The following is an 18,007-nucleotide window of genomic DNA, read 5'->3' as shown; positions in this document are numbered from 1 at the left end:
GTGTTTTCCACCAACAACTCACGTTCTAACAATTCAGAAATCTTTTTTATTTCACTCTCTTAAAATCCAGATCTTGATAATCATAACTAAAGTCAGTCAATGGCGAAATCGGACTCATTTTAAATCCATTGGCTTTTCCTTCAATATCCAAACTAAACGTTACAAAAGCATCTGCTTTAAGTGCGGGATCATTCCAGCGCACGGCATATGTTGTGCCTTTATAGAAAGACATGGTTCCGGTTAAATCCGAAAGCTTTTCAGCCCTAAAGTGAAGACTCTTGTTTTGTGTACTGATCACAACATCTCCAAACCAAGGATCTTGGTAAGTCCCTATATAATTGGAAGGGTTAGGGATTACAGTTTTGCTTTTAAGTTGTGCCGCAATATCTTTTTCCACCGCTGAAACAATACTGTCCTCCTTGCGTTCTCCAGCAAGGCGACGTTCATTATATTCCTTTATTCTATCTTTACCCTTAATACCAAAATAGCCATCCTTAAGCGTATTGGTAATCGCGTTAAAAGCCGCGCCACTTTCCTGATTAGTCAGTACAATCATTCCCAAATTAAGTTCAGGAAGAATGACCACTTGGCTCACAATTCCTAATAAACCACCTGTATGCGTTGCCTGAAAGTAACCATTGACATCACTTAAAAAGAAGCCCAATCCATAGGCTGAAAAGTGTGTATTGTAAGGTCCTCTACCAGCGCTAACAAGCGTTTGAGGTGTCAACATTTCACGATATGTTGCTTTACTAAAAAGACTGTCTTTAAGTTGCGTACCATATTTCCCTTCATCCAAAAGCGCTTGTACCCACTTGCCCATATCATTAATTGACGCATATATTCCTGCGGCTGGCGTTGCAATTTGAGTAAAAGTATAGCCTGTAATTTCCAGTTTTCCTTTTACCGGCGCATGACCATCAATACGATTGGCATCGGCATCGATTATAGCCATAGAAAGTAAGGAACGATCCATGCCTAAGAGCTTAAAAAAGTTTTCTATAATGTAGTCATCATAGGTTTTATTAGAAACGCGAGCCACAATTTCACCAGCAATAATGTAAAGTAAATTGTCATAATCAAACTGTGAGCGGAAAGACGACACCGGTTTTAAATACCTCATATTATGAATCATTTCTGGTAAGGTGGTTGTATTTGTGGCAGGAAAAACCATCAAGTCACCGGCACCAAGCCCTAAACCACTTCTATGCGTTAGGAGATCACGAACCGTAAATTCACTGGTAACGTAGGCATCGTGAAGTTTAAATTCAGGAATCACATCATTCACTTTAGTATCCCAAGTTAGTTTTCCTTGATCAACAAGTTGCCCTAATGCCGCCGCAGTAAAAGCTTTGGTATTTGAAGCCACACCAAAAAGTGTATTTTCATTGACCGCTGCATTGGTTTTTATCGAGCGTACGCCGTAAGTATTTTTATGGTAAAACTTACCATCTTTTAAAACGGCCACTGCCATTCCAGGTACATTAAAAGTCTTCATGGTTTTCTCAACCAAACTATCAATTTGAGAAGTAGTTAGAACTTGTGCTTTTATTGAATGATTAAAATAGAGGAACAAAAAAGCTAGGGTAAAAGTTTTGAAAGAAATAGTGTTCATAAAAAGGATTTGAATGATTGAAATATCAGTTTTATTAAGGGGTTCAAGTTAGAAATTTTTGAGTTTAAAATTAAGAAGAAATCAAAAAAGAAAATAGATCTATAATCCCTTCCGACATTTATAATTACACTCCTGATGAACCGTTAAAATTAGAATAACAATTTACACTTTAGATGGCATACTTCACTTAAGCTGCCTTTTTTAATGATCTGAATTATTTGTAGGAATTTTGAATTTTAGAATCAATCTAAATGAGTTTTTTCGGTTGGAGAAACACCTAACAATGAAGACGCAAACGTCCATAAAAACAGCACATTAAAGAATATGAGCCCTGATTACTAATCTGTTAAATATTTCTTAATGCGAACTTTGATAAAAGGTCTGAACCGGCCCTCATATTCTTTGGAATATTAATTCCAAATTAAATTCTATCTATCGCCAATACATGATATTTCTCATCTTTATACGAAAACCTATTGTATAAGTTTACCCTACAATTCATGATAATATGAAGTTCAAATACAAAATACTTCCAGACAAAGGATCCTCTTGGCGAACATTTGCAGTTTTTGCAATTGCTTGCATCATGGGAATGGGTTTTTTCCTGATGCGAGAAGCAGAAGTGGTCTCCTATTTATCAGATAATCCTCAAGCTTGTGTTAACTGTCACGTCATGACTCCTGTTTATAACAGTTGGATGCACAGTTCACATCGTGAATGGGTTTCCTGCAACGGATGTCACGTGCCACAAGACAACATTTTCAACTCCTATTATTTTAAGGCGAAAGATGGTTTATACCACTCGGCAGTTTTTACGGCACGAATGGAACCAGATGTCATCACCATGCGTCCCGCCTCAGAAGAAGTCGTACAAAACAACTGTATCCGGTGCCATATTCAGCAAGTTACAGAGGTTAAATATGACGGCTGGATTGAAAACCATAAAGAAAACCGTACCGATAGAGCATGCTGGTCCTGTCATCAAGAAGTACCACATGGTCGAATACATGGCTTATCAACAGTAAAATATAATATCGCCCCACTCCCTACCGATCAAGATGAAATGGTCATTCCGGAATGGTTAGCAAAAGAAATGGAAGCACAATAAACCGTAACAAATATGAAAAACAAAGTTCTCTTCGTCGTAACAATTGTAGTTGTCTTTTTATTAGGACTACTGGCGTCAAGCATCATTAACAGGAAAAGTGAGGCCAAATACAAATATGTTCCTAATGTGGAAATTGGTGAAAATGAGCCAAGAAATGAGGAGTGGGGCAAAAACTATCCGAGAGAGTATCAATCTTATATGCAAACCGCAGATACGTCCTTCCGTTCTTACCAAGGTGGATCGGCAACTGTTGATATGTTAGCAGAAGATCCAAGAATGGTTGTGCTTTGGGCAGGCTATGCGTTCTCAAAAGATTATAATCAAGGTCGTGGGCACTTTTATGCCATTGAAGACCTTCACAACTCTCTACGTCCTGGAGCGCCAGAAAACAAAGAAGATGGTCCAATGCCAGCGACGTGTTGGGCATGTAAAGGTCCGGACGTTCCACGTTTGATGGACGAACATGGTGTTGGAGAATTCTATGCCGGCACTTGGGCAGAAAACGTTTCAGAAGTGGTCAACCCAATTGGTTGTGCGGACTGCCACGATCCAGGGAATATGAAGTTGCGCATTACAAGACCTGCTTTGGTTGAAGCTTTTCAAGCGATGGGTAAAGATATCAATCAGTCAACCCACCAAGAAATGCGCTCTTTAGTATGTGCACAATGTCACGTGGAGTACTATTTCAACAAGAACAAACCTGGCCATGAAGGAACTAGTTATCTTACTTTCCCTTGGGAAAATGGATTTGCATTTGAAGATATGGAAAAATATTACGATGACATAGGCTTCTCAGATTGGACACACGCTATCAGTAAAGCGCCAATGTTGAAAGCGCAGCATCCAGATTACGAGATATTCCTTACAGGAGTTCATGCTGATCGTGGCGTTTCATGTGCCGATTGTCATATGCCTTATAAGAGTGAAGGCGGACAAAAGTTTACCGATCACCATTTACAGTCGCCTTTAAATAATGTGGCCAACTCATGTCAAGTTTGTCATCGAGAAGAAACTACCAAATTGATTACCAACGTTTATGACAGACAGAAAAAAGCCAATGAAAACAGAATCAAATTAGAGGACTTATTGGTAAAAGCACATATCGAAGCAGGAAAAGCTTGGGAACTTGGAGCAACAGAAGCACAAATGAAAGATATTTTAATGAGCATCCGTCACGCACAATGGCGTTGGGATTTTTCAGCGGCGTCTCATGGCGCTTCCTTCCACTCTCCTGTAGAAATTGGACGAGTATTGGGTAGCGGAATGGCCGAAGCTCAAGAAGCACGTGTGATGTTAGCGCGTCTTTTAGCATCTTTAGGACATAATGAACCTGTGCCAATGCCTGATATTTCAACAAAAGCAAAAGCACAAAAATATATCGGACTCGATATGGAAAAACTGAGAGCAGATAAAGAGAAATTTAAAGCCAACACTTTACCAAAATGGTTAGAAGAGGCCAAAGCCCGCGAAGCCAAAATGGGTTCCAAAAAAGTAGTGAGCGCCACTAAATAACAGCGTGCTTACCGATTGGTTTAAAATTTATTAAAGACTTTTTAAAGTCAGATTACGCCCTATGAAATCTATTTATCGTTTCTTTTCATCATCAACATTAGCCTTACTTTTACTATTAATTTTTGCGGTAGCCATGGCTACCGCAACTTTTATGGAAAATGATTATGGCACCGACACCGCCTGGATCAAAATCTATGATGCGCTCTGGTTTGAATTAGTAATGGTTGGCCTCGCGCTTTGCTTTTTAGCCAACACCTTCAAATACAACTTATGGCGCAAGGAAAAATGGGCCGTGCTCCTATTCCACCTTGCCTTCATTATCATCGTCATTGGCGCCGGAATTACACGTTATGACTCTTATGGAGGGATCATGCGCATCAGAGAAGGACAAAGCTCAAATACCATTATTTCGGATAAAAACTATTTGCAGGTTCATATTTCTAATGGCAACAAAACCAGACATCTTCAAAAAAAGAAGGAGTTCTCTCCTCTCAATGACAATAGTTTTACCATTAAAACAGATTTAGAAGATACGCCCATTGAAATATCACTAAAAGAATTTGTCGCAGATGCTTTACCAGAAATTGTTGATAATTCAGCAAAAGGAACGCCTTTATTGCAAATGATTGTGACTTCTGGAAACGGTAGAGAAACACTGTTTTTAACTAAAGGAGAAATTGAAATTATAGGGCCCGAAAAACACAAAGTAGGATTTGAAGCCCAAGAAGAAGGAATTATTAATATTACTGAAGAAAACGGCGAGTTCAAAATTTGGGCGCCTCATCAACTTGATTTCTTTATCATGGCCGATCAAAAAGCGGGCATCATACAAGGAGATTCACTACAACCGATGTTGCTCAGAACTTTATATCGTCATGGGGATTTATCTTTTGTTCCATTATCCTATCATAAAAAGGCCAGTATTGAATTGGTCAGTACGTCTGAAAAACCAAAAGACAACGATCCTACTAAAGATGATGCTATCGTCTTAAATGTTAAGGTCGGCGAAAAAAATGAGGAAGTGATGCTACTTTATAGAAAAGGTTTTTTACCAACCACGCACGAAACGAATATTGGCGATATAAACCTTAGCTTTTCATATGGAGCCATGCCCATAGAAATTCCGTTTTCAGTGAAGTTAAACGAATTTCAACTGGAGCGTTATCCAGGTTCAGAAAGTCCATCCTCTTACGCGAGCGAAGTTTCGGTTATTGATGGCGATACCCAAATGCCCTTCCGAATTTATATGAACAATGTTTTGGATTATGGCGGCTTTCGTTTTTATCAAGCCAGCTATGACACCGATGAAAAAGGAACTTTATTGGCCGTAAATCACGATGTCTTGGGAACAACGACTACATATATTGGGTATTTTTCGATGATGGTTGGGATGTTCTTTACCCTATTCGGAAAAAGAACCCGCTTTACGGCCATTAGCAAAAGCTTAAAAAAAGTAAAACAGCATACGCCACTCCTATTGCTAGCGCTCTTTAGTTCGTTAGCAACATTTGCGCAATCGCCAATGCAAAAGGATTCCATTCCTTCGGTCACTGATTTGGTCATCAATGAAGTTATTGATAAGCAGCATTCCGATTTATTTGGACGCATCCTCGTTCAGGATGTTGATGGACGCATCAAACCGATCAATACTTTATCTTCAGAATTTCTTCGGAAAATCTATGGTAAAACAACCTTCAAATATAAAACAGAAGATGGCAAAGTCATCGCTTTAGATGCGGATCAGGTTTTTTTAGCCATGCACGTTTCTCCCGGAGCTTGGCAGAAAATACCGGTCATCAAAATAGAAGCGATCAAAGGCGGTGATTATTTTAAACCTCTTAAAATTACTTCCGATGGCTATATTTCCTTCGATCATTTAATTAATCCAGAAGGCGATTACGTACTTTCAAAAATGGCAGAAGAAGCACATGCTAAAAAACCTGCTGAACAAAATGAGTTTGACAAGGAAGTCATCAAAGTCGATGAGCGTTTTAATATTTTATATAATATTTTCTCTGGAAATTATCTAAACATTTTCCCAAATAGTTTGGATGAAAATCATAAATGGTTTAGTTACAACCATAATTTCAAAGACTTCCCAGAAGAAGATGGGCTATTTGTCCAAAATATTACCAGAACCTATTTTAATGATATCGCCGCTAAAAACTGGGCAGGTGCCACCGATAAATTATCTTATATAGACACTTACCAAAGTATCTTAGGCTCGGAAATCATTCCAAGTGAAAAACACATTGAAGCGGAAATATGGTATAACCAAATGAACCTTAACTTTTGGTTATTTCAAACCTTCTTTACCATCGGCTTGATCATGTTGGTCTTGGCACTTTCAAAAATATTTGTTCAGAAGCGATTTATAAATGTTTTTTGGAATATTCTTGTTGTAGTTTCATTAATCAGTTTCTTGGTTTTTACCGGAAACATTCTACTGCGTTGGTATATTGCACAGCATCCACCATGGAGTAATGGTTATGAAATGATGGTTTTTGTGGCTTGGGTTTTGATGCTCTGCGGATTATTGACTTTTAGAAAATCCGATTTCTCGCTTCCGCTGGCAACTTTATTTACAGGTTCCCTCCTATTTGTGAGTTACTTAGATTGGCTAAACCCTGAGATTACCAACTTGATGCCAGTATTGAAGTCGTCATTTTGGTTGAAGGTTCACGTGGCCACCATCGTCAGTAGTTATGCACCTTTGGCATTATCAGCTGTGTTAGGCTTTATGGCCTTGATTTTAATGATTATAAAAACGAAAAGCAGTGCGAAAATAATTGATATCCGCATCAAAGAATTGACCTATATCAATGAAATTTCCATGACCATTGGCTTGTTTGTCTTAACCGTGGGTACCTTTTTAGGAGGTGTGTGGGCAAACGAATCTTGGGGCCGTTACTGGGCTTGGGATCCGAAAGAAACTTGGGCATTGATTTCGATCATTATCTATGCCATCGTCTTGCATTTACGATTTGTACCTGCTTTAAACACACGATATACATTAAACGTGGCGAGTGTTCTGGCATTTGGTTCAATTATAATGACTTCATTCGGGGTGAATTATTATTTAACCGGCTTACATAGTTATGCCGCTGGAGATCCTATTCCGGTGCCGAGTTTTATTTATGTACTCACTGCAATAGTCATTGTTGTAGCGGTAATAGCATTTGTAAGAGTTAGAAAGTTTAAGAAGAAAGGCGTTAAAAAAGCTTGAAGCTTGAAGTAGGAAGCATGAAGAGAGAAACTTGAAGAAGGATTTTTTGCAGATATTTTGCACCAGCCCCTTCTTTTGTAAACAAATAATCCGACAGAAATCTATAGAAATTCTGTCGGATTATTAATTTTAAGCCGAAACGATCTGCGATGATTCGCGGGAAACTTATAAAGCGAGAATGCTTAACCAAAAGCTATGACGCAAAGTTACACTAAGAAGACACAAAGGTTCACAAATAACATCAGCCTCGTATTCATGCCATTGTTGGTGTTTTCCACCAACAATTTTGTGTCAAAAATTGTAACTTATCTCTTTAAAACAAGGAAGCTAAGATAGTTCTTTACAAAAATTCTGTTTTAAATATTCTCCGACGAAATAATCTGAATTCCCAAATATTCCATCTTCTTTTTAATGTCTTTAAAGCCCTCTGCATCTAATGGCTGAGAAGCATCTTCAATAAAGAAACAGGCAAATCCTTCTTTAAAAGCATCATAGGCAGAAAAGTAAACACAGATATCGCCTGCAAGACCGCACAAAAAAAGTTGCGAGGTTCCTTTTTCTCTTAAATAACCAGCCAATCCAGTAGACTTCAAATGGCCATTGTCATAAAAGGCGCTATAACTATCAATTTCCTTATCCGTTCCTTTTCTAAAAATCGCTTCCCATTTTTGGGAATTGAGATCGGGATGAAACTTGGCACCTTCCGTTTCTTGCACACAGTGATTTGGCCATAAAGTTTGTGGTTTCCCATGAAGTTCGATCTCATCAAAAACAGATTTTCCTTCATGATTGGATGCAAAACTCACATGGTCGGCTGGATGCCAATCTTGCGCCGCCACCACCAGATCAAATTTATGTTGAATGCTATTGATTACGGGTACTATTTTATCGGCCTCAGGAACTGCTAAAGCTCCGCCCGGCATAAAATCGTTCTGTACATCAACTATGAGAAGAGTTTTCATGTGTTTATTTTTTAATTTGAGCTATTTTGTAGAGTTAATCAATCAATTAGTCTTTGACAATTTGAATTTGCGAAATCACAAAGTAATACATTTAATCAACATTTTTTTTAGACACTAATTTCACTAATTATCACAAACGAATAAACATAACTCACTAAAATTAGTGAAAAAACTATCCAAAGTAATCTCACGAATATATTAGTCTAAAGATGTATAAAATCAGTGCAAATCCGTGAAATCTGTGTCTATTTTGTCATTTGAATTTGTTCAACACAAAAGACTTCTAATATTTCTAAATCACATCTAAAATTTATGCGTTTGAACCAACGCATCGCGTTCTTGCTTCAGTTTAGTACTCAAACCTATTTTATAGATGTGTGGATTTTGAAAACGTTTATATTCTTCTGGAAGTTTTTCCAAACGTGCTTTCGAATAGGCCGCAATTTCAGAAACAGTACGAGCTGGCAGAACTTTCTTGCCATTTTCCATAACTTTTTCTAGCAAGGTTTCGTGTTCAAAGCGATTGAGGTCTAAGCTCTTTCTTGGGTCAAATGGATGTACCATTTGCTGTACATTTTCTTCAGAGAAACGCGCCACAGCATCCGCTCCATAAAACATCCCGTTTTCGTCCAGCATTCGATAAACTTGTTTTTTGTAAGGCAGTGACACCTTAACAATATCTTCGGAAAGCTTAATTCGTGGCTCGCCATTAAATTCAGATAATTTATACACGCCACCCAACGACGCGTCCGGATTACCGGTAACCAAATTTGTTCCTACCCCATAAATATCAATAGGCGCTCCTTGTTCCTTCAAACTTTTGATGACGTATTCATCCAACTGGTTCGAGGCTACAATTTGCACATATCCTAAATTGGCATCATCCAATATTTTTCGTGTTTTCTTAGACAAATAGGCTAAATCGCCACTGTCTAATCGCACACCCAACAACTGCTCGCCTCTACTTTCCATTTCCTTGGCCACGATAATAGCGTTTGGCAATCCACTTTTAAGTGTATTATAGGTATCCACTAAGAACACACAGTTTTTAGGGCGGTACTTTGCAAAATCACGAAAAGCCCGTAATTCATCGTCATAACTTTGGATAAAAGAGTGCGCCATAGTTCCTGAAGAAGGAATATTATAATCCTCGGCTGCCTTTACATTACTTGTGCTGTCAAAACCACCAATGGCCGCAGCTCGTGAAGCATAATAGCCACCTGTAGCATGGGCGCGACGTAGGCCCATATCCAACAGAACTTCATTTTTCGCGCTGTAACGGATGCGGCTCGCCTTTGTGGCAATCAAGGTCTGAAAATTCAGAATGTTCAGCAAAAGTGTTTCTATAATCTGTGCTTCTATAATATTCGCTTCCACTTGCAAAATAGGACGGTTAGGGAAAACAACATCGCCTTCCTTACTTGAAATGATGGTGCCCTTAAAGCTAAAATCTCGTAAATAATCCAAGAAATCCTGTTCGAATCCATGGGTTTCCAAATACGTAATATCAGAAGACGAGAATTTCAGGGTTTCAAAAATATTCAATATATCTTCCAGTCCGGCAAAAATAGCATAGCCACCATCAAAAGGATTGTTTCTATAATAATAGTCAAAGACCGCTAGCCCATCAGGTTTGGTATTAAAATAGACTTGGGCCATAGTCAATTGGTAGAGGTCGGTATAAGCTGCTGTAATGATCAAAAGTGTTTTGTTTTAAATTAGTAGTTTAATTTTCTTAAGACATCCAAAAATTGATGATGCATGTCTTCGGTATAATCTAAATGGGTTACAATGCGTAGTTTGCCTTGTCCCATATTGCTGATTTTAATGTTATTTTGATGTAAATCCGTCATAAACTCCTTTTCGGAAATGTGTTCTGACAGATAGAAGATAACAATATTCGTTTCGGTAGGTTCCACTTTCTTGACGAAAGGTTGTTCTGACAGCACCTGCGCAATTTCTGAAGCTCTTTTATGATCTTCCCGCAATCGGTCGATATGATTATCAAGCGCATAAATTCCCGTAGCCGCCATAAAACCAATTTGTCGCATGCCACCACCCAAAACTTTACGCACGCGCATCGCCTTATCCATCAATTTCTTTTTCCCTAGCAACACACTGCCTATTGGCGTACCAAGTCCTTTGCTAAGGCAAACTGAAATGGTATCAAAAACTTCCCCATAAATTTTTGGATCTTGATTTTGAGCTACCAAAGCGTTCCAAATGCGCGCACCATCCAAATGAAAACCTAAGTGATGGCTATCACAAACTGCTCGGATTTTTTGAATTTCTGAAAAATCATAACAAGCGCCGCCACCCATATTCGTTGTATTTTCTAAACACACTAAACTAGTCAGTGGACTGTGATAAAAATCTGGTGGATTGATATGATCTTCAACTTGTGCGGCAGTAATCATTCCGCGATGTCCATCCACCAATTTACAGGAAACCCCGCTATTGAAGGAAGCACCTCCGCCCTCAAAATTGTACACATGTGCCCATTTATCAGCAATTAACTGCTCTCCAGGTTGCGTGTGCAATTTAATGGCCGCTTGGTTTGCCATACTTCCGGTAGGGAAAAATAGTGCTGCATCCATCCCGAACATCGTGGCGAGTTTTTCCTCAAGCTTGTTGACCGATGGATCTTCTTTATAGACGTCGTCACCTACTTCAGCGTGCATCATCGCATTGAGCATTCCTGTCGTGGGTTTTGTGAGGGTATCGCTTCTTAAATCTATTGTCATTATTTTAAATCTGTCTTTAAATTTTTCGTCTAAGTCTTTTTCTATTTCAGTTTCTTGGAAACAAATATCTTATGAAACAGAAAGGATAATTGCTTTCGCTTACACATTTCACTTCAATTGGAAAAGTCCTCAGAAAGCCATAAAGTTAGCCGAAAAATATGTTTTACTGACGAAGTTAAGGGTATTTTTTGTTAGAAACCGGCTAGAAAGTCGCTTTTTTAAAACAATTGATTTTAGCTGAATTTAAATTCCAAATTGTGGTATTTCTTATTATTTGAGCGCATTTTATAATTCACAAAAACCTAAATTCTGGAAGAAGCTTTTGGAAATAACAAAGGGAACAAGTGTTTGATTACGTTGTTCCCTTTGCAAATCATATTCCTTCTATAGGGATTATTCCTTTTGAAGTTCAACGGGTATATTCTCAGCTACTTTACTTGATTTAAGCACCCCGATATGATTGTCTTATAAAAATACAAAAAAATTAGACGTCTTTAATCCTTGAATGAAAATTTAACATAAGTTTTTCAGGTTTGCTACCATCGTACTTAAAAGAGCTTCATAGTTTTCATTAGCTCTTAATTCTTCAAGCTCTTTAAGTAATATACCAAGGCCAATCGAATATCAGACAGCGGATTATCGCTAGAGGTTTCGATGGGATATACCTTGAGAATTTCAGGATGATCTTCTTTTAAAAAGCCTAAATTCGCCTCCATTCCGGTAAGCAAGAACCCTAACATCGCGACTCTATAAACCTTAATTGCATCGATTCTGTCTGCGCCAAGAGTCCATTGACCATCTTTCTTATTAAGGTTTTCATTCCGCAATAAATACCCGCCAATGCCTTTATTACTTTCCCCGACATCCAATATCTGAGCGAGTAAACTGCCCGTCATTTCAACTTCTCGTATTTCTCCCCCAAACGGCATCGCTCGCAAGATATCATATTGAGTCACTGGAGCATTTAAAATATCGTCAACGCGAATTGCGCCCGCATTCACAAGGACGACATCCGCCAAAGGCGCGGCAGCTTGCACGCCGCGGACCACAAGCTCTGTTAAATTGGTCGGCTGTGATCGGATTATAATTTCCCGCCCTTCAAGCGGTTCACTTTTTTCTATAACAATATTCTCTGCATCAAATCCTAACGAATTATAGTTGTCATTCGCAATCTGCACCCACTTTTCAACAACTGTATTTGTATGATCATCAAGTGCTATCTCTTCATTCAGGTATCTTAATTGTGGAAACACTTTTACTTGACCATTCTTTTTATTCAAACTTAAGGTGTTCACATAAGCCGTTTTCGCATTGGCGTGAGCCTTGGTAATATAGACATCGCCGACTTTTTCGAATTGCATATCATGCTCATGTCCGCCCATTATTAATCCTAAACTCGGAATCTCTTGAGCAAGTTTAATATCGTCCTTCAGATCCAAATGAGTTAAAGCGATTACGACATCTACTGATTCCTTTATTTCTTCGTACAACTTCTTAGCGGTTTCTATCGGATCGGTATAGGATACGTAGGATGCTTTATTAAAAGGGAGCGTCAATCCAATAATTCCAATTTTGGCCTGCGTACCATCGGCATCGATGACATTTAAAATGTAAGTTTCTGGAAAAGGTGCTGTCAAAGATTTGTAGAAAGGCTCAATAATGTCTCCTTTTTCATGAAATGTATTTGAAGAAACCCAAGTAAACTCTGATTCGTCAATTCGTGACTGGAGTTCATCTTCTTTAATATCAAATTCATGATTACCGAAAACGACAAAGTCCATCTCGGCAGCATTTAAGGCTTCTACCATTTGTTTGCCGCGGATGCTTTTTCCTTCGTATTTCAAGCTGTTATAAATGGAGGGACTCACAAAATCTCCTCCCATCACAAGAAATGTATTCTTGTTTTTCTCTTTTTCCTGCTTTTTTAAACTTGCAACACGGGCGATGCCGCCTTCTTTCCCGCCTCCTAAAGGTGCTATTTCATACACATCATTGACCTGTACAAAAACAATATCGATTTTACCATCATCCTTGATTGAAGTGGTTTTCTGCCTTACAGAGCAAGAAGTTCCAAACAGTAAAACCACGAAATACAGAAGCGTAATTCTTTTTTTCATAATTGTGATATTTTATGCAAAATAGGCATTTACAGTCTGAATAAAAACGTAGCCTCCTTTAAAAACACTCATAATCAGCACTTAAAGAACAAAAAAAAGTACCTTATAAACTTTAGATATGTGCTCGGTCTCGGCTCATAAATTGTCGCTAAAAAAAAGGGAACACGTTTAAAATAACGGTGTTCCCTTTGATAATGATTATGTCGTTTTTCGCAGTTTATATTTGCGAAGCCTTTCGTCCCTCTTCCTACTGAGCAGGTTCAAGAATTCTTTTGGATTTTCTATATAGACGATTTGGATAAATATTTCTTTTAGCAAAACGGTTGACCTTGTCGCTATTGATCATTTTGATATAAACCTGTTTGGTCACACCAAAATATTCGTAAGTTGATCCATCCAAGAAAGTGATTTCCATCAATAAACCTTTGTGCGTATAATCTGCGATTCCTGAGTTGGTAATCGTTTCAGTATACGCCTCTAAATTTGATGCAATGGTTTCTGGCGCCATACTTACCAAAAAATGGTAGCCATCAATAATTTTTCGGCTTTGTATTTCAGCTTCTTCCTGCAAGGCGTCTCCATTTTGGAATTTATCGGGATGCCATTCCTTTACTAAATCACGGTAAGTTTTTTTTAAAGTCTTTAATTCGACTTCGTTTTCCACTCCAAAGAGTTTCTTGTATTCATTTATGCGCTTCATTTCAAATTTTATTTGAGGGCGCAAAAGTACGAGTTAATATTCAATGTATTACAATAAATTACCGATTGTTTTTTCATCCTTAACCTTTATTTAGCTTCTTTCGGGCAGTTCTTTTTTGGCAATTGCATAAAAATATTATGGATAGCATTTTAAAATATCAACGGCCGTTGTTGGTGTTTTCCACCAACAACTCCTCACTCTTGAAATTCAACATTATCTGAATAATAGATTTTCAATCGTAAACTGGATGCTAAAAATTTCAATTTTGGTAAAAAAGCTTCTTTTGAGTGTGCATTCTTATGGTTCTCTTTGGTTATTGACCGAGCACATCTTAAAGTTGCCGTGAAAAATAGGATTCTGAAATTTTCAACTTTTTTATCAAAAAATCATACCAACTTATTATAAAACAACGTTAAGTACTTTAAAGACCTTACTTTTTGAATTATATTTACATCGTTTCACATTAATTATCCATTTTATTTTATGAACACGTTTTTAAAACGTCTTTTGGTTATACTAGTTCTTGTAGCAATAGGTTTATTTTTATACTCTTACTTTATTGAAGATGTATTTTCAAAAACTAGCCCCAAGGCTATCGTAAAATTCGAACAAAATGACACCACGTTGGAAGTTCAATACTCACGCCCTTCTAAAAAAGGGCGCGAGATTTTTGGAGCTCTAGTACCATACAACTTAGTCTGGCGTACGGGTGCCAACGAGGCCACGACATTTACGACCAATAAAAACTTGATTGTGGGCGGCATTACTGTTCCTAAAGGAATTTATACGCTTTGGACCATTCCTACGGATAGCGTATGGACCGTTTGTTTTAATACCAAACAATACCCTTGGGGTGTTGACGAGCATATGCAGCCCATGCGCGAACCCAAGTATGACCTTGTAGAGATTGATGTGCCGGTTTTACACACCGACCACACCATTGAGCAATTTACCATTGGCTTCACAAACATTATGGATAGCTTAAAAATGACCATGACTTGGGATCAAACTAAAATTGAAATCCCAATGGAAATCAGCAAGGTGCAACCACAATAGATTAAATTCTCAAAGTTTGACTGACCATCGCAAATCTTCAGCATTACAAGAAAATGAAGGTGTTTCTGAACCTGAAACGACCAACAAAGGTGCTATTGCTTCTATAAAAAACAAACGACTCAGCCAACCTTCAGCAACCGAATTAGTAAAAGGTATCCTAGCGAAAAATCGTACCGCTCTCAGTAGAGCCATTACTTTGGTGGAAAGCACGAATCCTTTACATTTACATAAGGCCAATGAAATTATTCAGAAGTGTCTGCCCTATGCCAATAAATCGGTCAGAATTGGAATTACCGGGGTTCCAGGCGTTGGAAAAAGCACGTTTATTGAAACGTTCGGTACTTTTTTGACTTCACAAGGAAAGAACATCGCTGTATTAGCGGTCGATCCTAGCAGTAGCTTGACCAGAGGCTCTATTTTAGGCGATAAAACCCGAATGGAAGATTTGGTCAAAGATGAAAACGCCTTTATCCGTCCGTCGCCCTCCGGCACCTCCCTTGGTGGTGTGGCGCGAAAAACTAGAGAAACTATTATTTTGTGCGAGGCAGCCGGATTTGATACCATTTTGATTGAAACCGTTGGGGTTGGTCAAAGTGAAACTGCGGTCCATAGTATGGTTGATTTCTTTTTATTGTTAAAATTGGCTGGAGCTGGCGACGAATTGCAAGGCATCAAACGTGGCATTATGGAAATGGCCGATGCCATCGTGATCAATAAGGCAGATGGCGATAATCTTAAAAACGCCAAAATTGCCAAAGTGGAATTTAATCGCGCATTACATCTCTATCCCCCAAAAGAGTCGGGGTGGCAACCGAAGGTTTTACTCGCAAGTGCACTTCAAAATAAAGGCATTCCAGAAGTTTGGGAATTGATAGAAAACTATTTATCCGTTGCGAAGGAAACTCATTTTTTTGAACATACCCGCAAGGAGCAGAACAAATTCTGGTTACTCCAAACCATCGATGACCGATTAAAATCTGATTTTTACAATAATCCTTCCATCAAAAAAGAATTAAAAATTCAGTTGGATCACATTGAAAATGGGGAAACCTCTCCTTTCGCTGCTGCGGAAATTTTATTGGCAGAATTCCTGCGAAGGCAGGAATCTCAAAATTAAGTTTCAAGATTATAATTTCTTGTTTCAAGTTTCATGTTTGAATGGGCACCACGTTCTTGAAATTAAAAATTACTTTCTATTTAAAGGCAACGGGCGCAAAGGTTTTTTCGCAAAGGTCGCAACGTAATGATAGTGAGATTAAGAGTTTAAAGTTCAAGCTTCTGGTTTCTTGTTTATGGTTTCTTGTTGGAGCCTGACCGAATAAGCTTACCCTTTTCTGATATATAAATTTAGGAGTCCAACTTCAATTTCAATGCGTTTACTGAGCTTGTCGAATTATCAATTTCAACTGGTCACTGAGCTTATCAAAGTCCATACTTAATTCTTTCCTCCAAATTCTTTCTCCTTCCTACATATTCATCTACCTTTGCAAAATATTGGTTTAACACTATCATTTGAGAAACAATAGTGTGATTAAAAGGGAATTCTGTTAAAATCAGAAGCTGTTCCCGCAACTGTACGCTTAGTCTTGATGTATTTCGGGATGCTTATTGTAAAAACTACTTACCACTGCTTTTTTAGCGGGAAGGTTCACAAGAAGACGCAAGCCAGGAGACCTGCCAATAACAACAACCATTTAAAAAAACACCTGTTCGGGATAAACAGCATTTATGAGATATTATATTTCTTATATTCTATTGTTATTTACTTTTCTTGGTCATTCACAAGAGAACCAAACTGTTTTGGATACTATTTTTCTAAAATCTGAAAAATTACAAGACAAATCTGTTGGCCAACCGATCATCCTGCTCAACAAATCTGTATTATCCAATTACCGACCACAACTTACCGAAGTTTTACAATTCGAAACTCCCATTTACTTTAAAGAAAACGGCTTCGGAATGGTGACTTCTCCTTCATTTAGAGGTACTACCGCTCAACAAACCGCCGTAGTTTGGAATGGCATCAACATCAATTCTACGTTTTTAGGACAAACCGATTTTAGCCAAGTCAACACACAGAACCTTTCTGAAATTTTAGTGCGTCCTGGTGGTGGAAGTACACAATTTGGAACAGGAGCCATCGGCGGCGTCGTGTATTTGAATAATAACCTCTCGGTTGATCAAGAAAATTCGCATGACATTCGTACATCTTACGGAAGCTTTAATACGAAGAACATCAGCACCAATCACAGTATTTCGGGTGAAAAAACCAATTTACAAATCGGTGTGAGTTATTTAGATTCCGATAATGATTATAAATATCTTAAGACGAACAATCACAACGAAAACGGACAATTTTATAACCTGAATGCCTCCGTAAATGGCATGTATCAACTAGATGCTAAAAACACCTTTAAGGTGTATTCCAATTGGTTTTTTAGCGATAGGCATTTTTCAATTGTTGAATCGTCACAAACACGTAATAAATACACCGATGATAATTTACGCTTGTTGGGTGAATACCAGCATAAATCTGGCAAGAACCAATCCACAGCAAAATTAGCTTTGATTAACGAAAAGTATCGATTTTATCCCGAAATCGACAGTCGCGAAGGTTCCACCAATGGCGTGGGATGGACTTATATTGCGAATTACAATTATCAAATGCAATTCAAAAGATTATTGCTGAATTTTGGCGGCGAATATAATTTGACCACTGCCAACGGATCCAACTACGACAATATCAAACGCAATAATGGAAGTGCCAATGCCTTTATGAAACATAAATTGACCAAAAATTTCATTTATCAAGCGACTTTACGAGGAGAATTGAACGAAGGTTATAAAAGCCCGATTCTGTTTTCGCTTGGTACCAGCTGGCAACCCATCCCTGAATATGCGCTTAAAACATCCATTTCTAAAAATTACAGAACACCAACGTTTAATGATTTGTACTGGCCAGGCATC

Annotated in this window: 12 protein-coding genes and 2 riboswitches; of the genes, 6 read left to right on the top strand and 6 right to left on the bottom strand. The window is 38.2% G+C overall.

Annotation, left to right across the window (positions count from 1 at the left end):
• Positions 1–46: 46 nt before the first annotated feature.
• Entirely contained in the window at positions 47–1,615 is a 1,569-nt protein-coding gene (locus tag ABIQ28_RS06845) for a serine hydrolase (protein WP_348036132.1), read from the bottom strand.
• Positions 1,616–2,123: 508 nt separating this feature from the next.
• Between ABIQ28_RS06845 and nrfH the strand changes: the two genes are divergently transcribed.
• From nrfH to ccsA, 3 genes are all read left to right on the top strand, one after another.
• A complete protein-coding gene (nrfH, locus tag ABIQ28_RS06840) occupies positions 2,124–2,723 on the top strand; it encodes a cytochrome c nitrite reductase small subunit (protein ID WP_348036131.1) in 600 nt (199 codons plus the stop codon).
• Positions 2,724–2,735: 12 nt separating this feature from the next.
• Positions 2,736–4,235, top strand: coding sequence for an ammonia-forming cytochrome c nitrite reductase (nrfA, locus tag ABIQ28_RS06835; RefSeq protein ID WP_348036130.1), 1,500 nt, complete (start codon positions 2,736–2,738; stop codon positions 4,233–4,235).
• Positions 4,236–4,296: 61 nt separating this feature from the next.
• Complete coding sequence (gene ccsA / locus ABIQ28_RS06830; RefSeq protein ID WP_348036129.1) at positions 4,297–7,461, top strand: cytochrome c biogenesis protein CcsA; 3,165 nt, start codon at positions 4,297–4,299, stop codon at positions 7,459–7,461.
• 356 nt (positions 7,462–7,817) lie between these two features.
• Here the strand turns inward: ccsA and pncA are convergent, their stop codons facing one another.
• The 5 genes from pncA to ABIQ28_RS06805 all read right to left on the bottom strand — a co-directional run bounded on the left by pncA (position 7,818) and on the right by ABIQ28_RS06805 (position 13,984).
• Positions 7,818–8,423: a bifunctional nicotinamidase/pyrazinamidase gene (gene pncA, locus ABIQ28_RS06825; RefSeq protein ID WP_348036128.1), complete on the bottom strand. Its 606-nt coding sequence runs from the start codon at positions 8,421–8,423 to the stop codon at positions 7,818–7,820.
• 303 nt (positions 8,424–8,726) lie between these two features.
• Entirely contained in the window at positions 8,727–10,124 is a 1,398-nt protein-coding gene (locus tag ABIQ28_RS06820; protein WP_348036127.1) for a nicotinate phosphoribosyltransferase, read from the bottom strand.
• Positions 10,125–10,141: 17 nt separating this feature from the next.
• Positions 10,142–11,167 (bottom strand): GntG family PLP-dependent aldolase, encoded by a 1,026-nt coding sequence (locus ABIQ28_RS06815; RefSeq protein ID WP_348036126.1) that lies wholly within the window; start codon positions 11,165–11,167, stop codon positions 10,142–10,144.
• Between the two features lie 362 nt (positions 11,168–11,529).
• Positions 11,530–11,631, bottom strand: a riboswitch (TPP riboswitch).
• Between the two features lie 114 nt (positions 11,632–11,745).
• The gene (locus tag ABIQ28_RS06810) at positions 11,746–13,284 is read right to left on the bottom strand and encodes a bifunctional metallophosphatase/5'-nucleotidase (RefSeq protein ID WP_348036125.1); all 1,539 of its coding nucleotides are present in this window, start codon (positions 13,282–13,284) and stop codon (positions 11,746–11,748) included.
• 247 nt (positions 13,285–13,531) lie between these two features.
• Complete coding sequence (locus tag ABIQ28_RS06805) at positions 13,532–13,984, bottom strand: KTSC domain-containing protein (protein ID WP_348036124.1); 453 nt, start codon at positions 13,982–13,984, stop codon at positions 13,532–13,534.
• A gap of 483 nt (positions 13,985–14,467) precedes the next feature.
• Here ABIQ28_RS06805 and ABIQ28_RS06800 point away from each other — a divergent pair, with 483 nt between their 5' ends.
• The 3 genes from ABIQ28_RS06800 to ABIQ28_RS06790 form a co-directional block, all read left to right on the top strand.
• The gene (locus ABIQ28_RS06800; RefSeq protein ID WP_348036123.1) at positions 14,468–15,040 is read left to right on the top strand and encodes a DUF2911 domain-containing protein; all 573 of its coding nucleotides are present in this window, start codon (positions 14,468–14,470) and stop codon (positions 15,038–15,040) included.
• 16 nt (positions 15,041–15,056) lie between these two features.
• The gene (gene meaB / locus ABIQ28_RS06795; protein WP_348036122.1) at positions 15,057–16,157 is read left to right on the top strand and encodes a methylmalonyl Co-A mutase-associated GTPase MeaB; all 1,101 of its coding nucleotides are present in this window, start codon (positions 15,057–15,059) and stop codon (positions 16,155–16,157) included.
• 361 nt (positions 16,158–16,518) lie between these two features.
• Positions 16,519–16,737, top strand: a riboswitch (cobalamin riboswitch).
• Positions 16,738–16,768: 31 nt separating this feature from the next.
• Positions 16,769–18,007: TonB-dependent receptor plug domain-containing protein (locus ABIQ28_RS06790; RefSeq protein WP_348036121.1), on the top strand; the 1,239-nt coding region annotated here is incomplete at its 3' end.

It is taken from the genome of Gelidibacter sp. (genome assembly GCF_039916245.1).
Lineage (GTDB): Bacteria > Bacteroidota > Bacteroidia > Flavobacteriales > Flavobacteriaceae > Gelidibacter.
The sequence above is the reverse complement of the archived record's forward strand: the minus strand, read 5'-3'. Positions and strand labels throughout refer to the sequence as shown.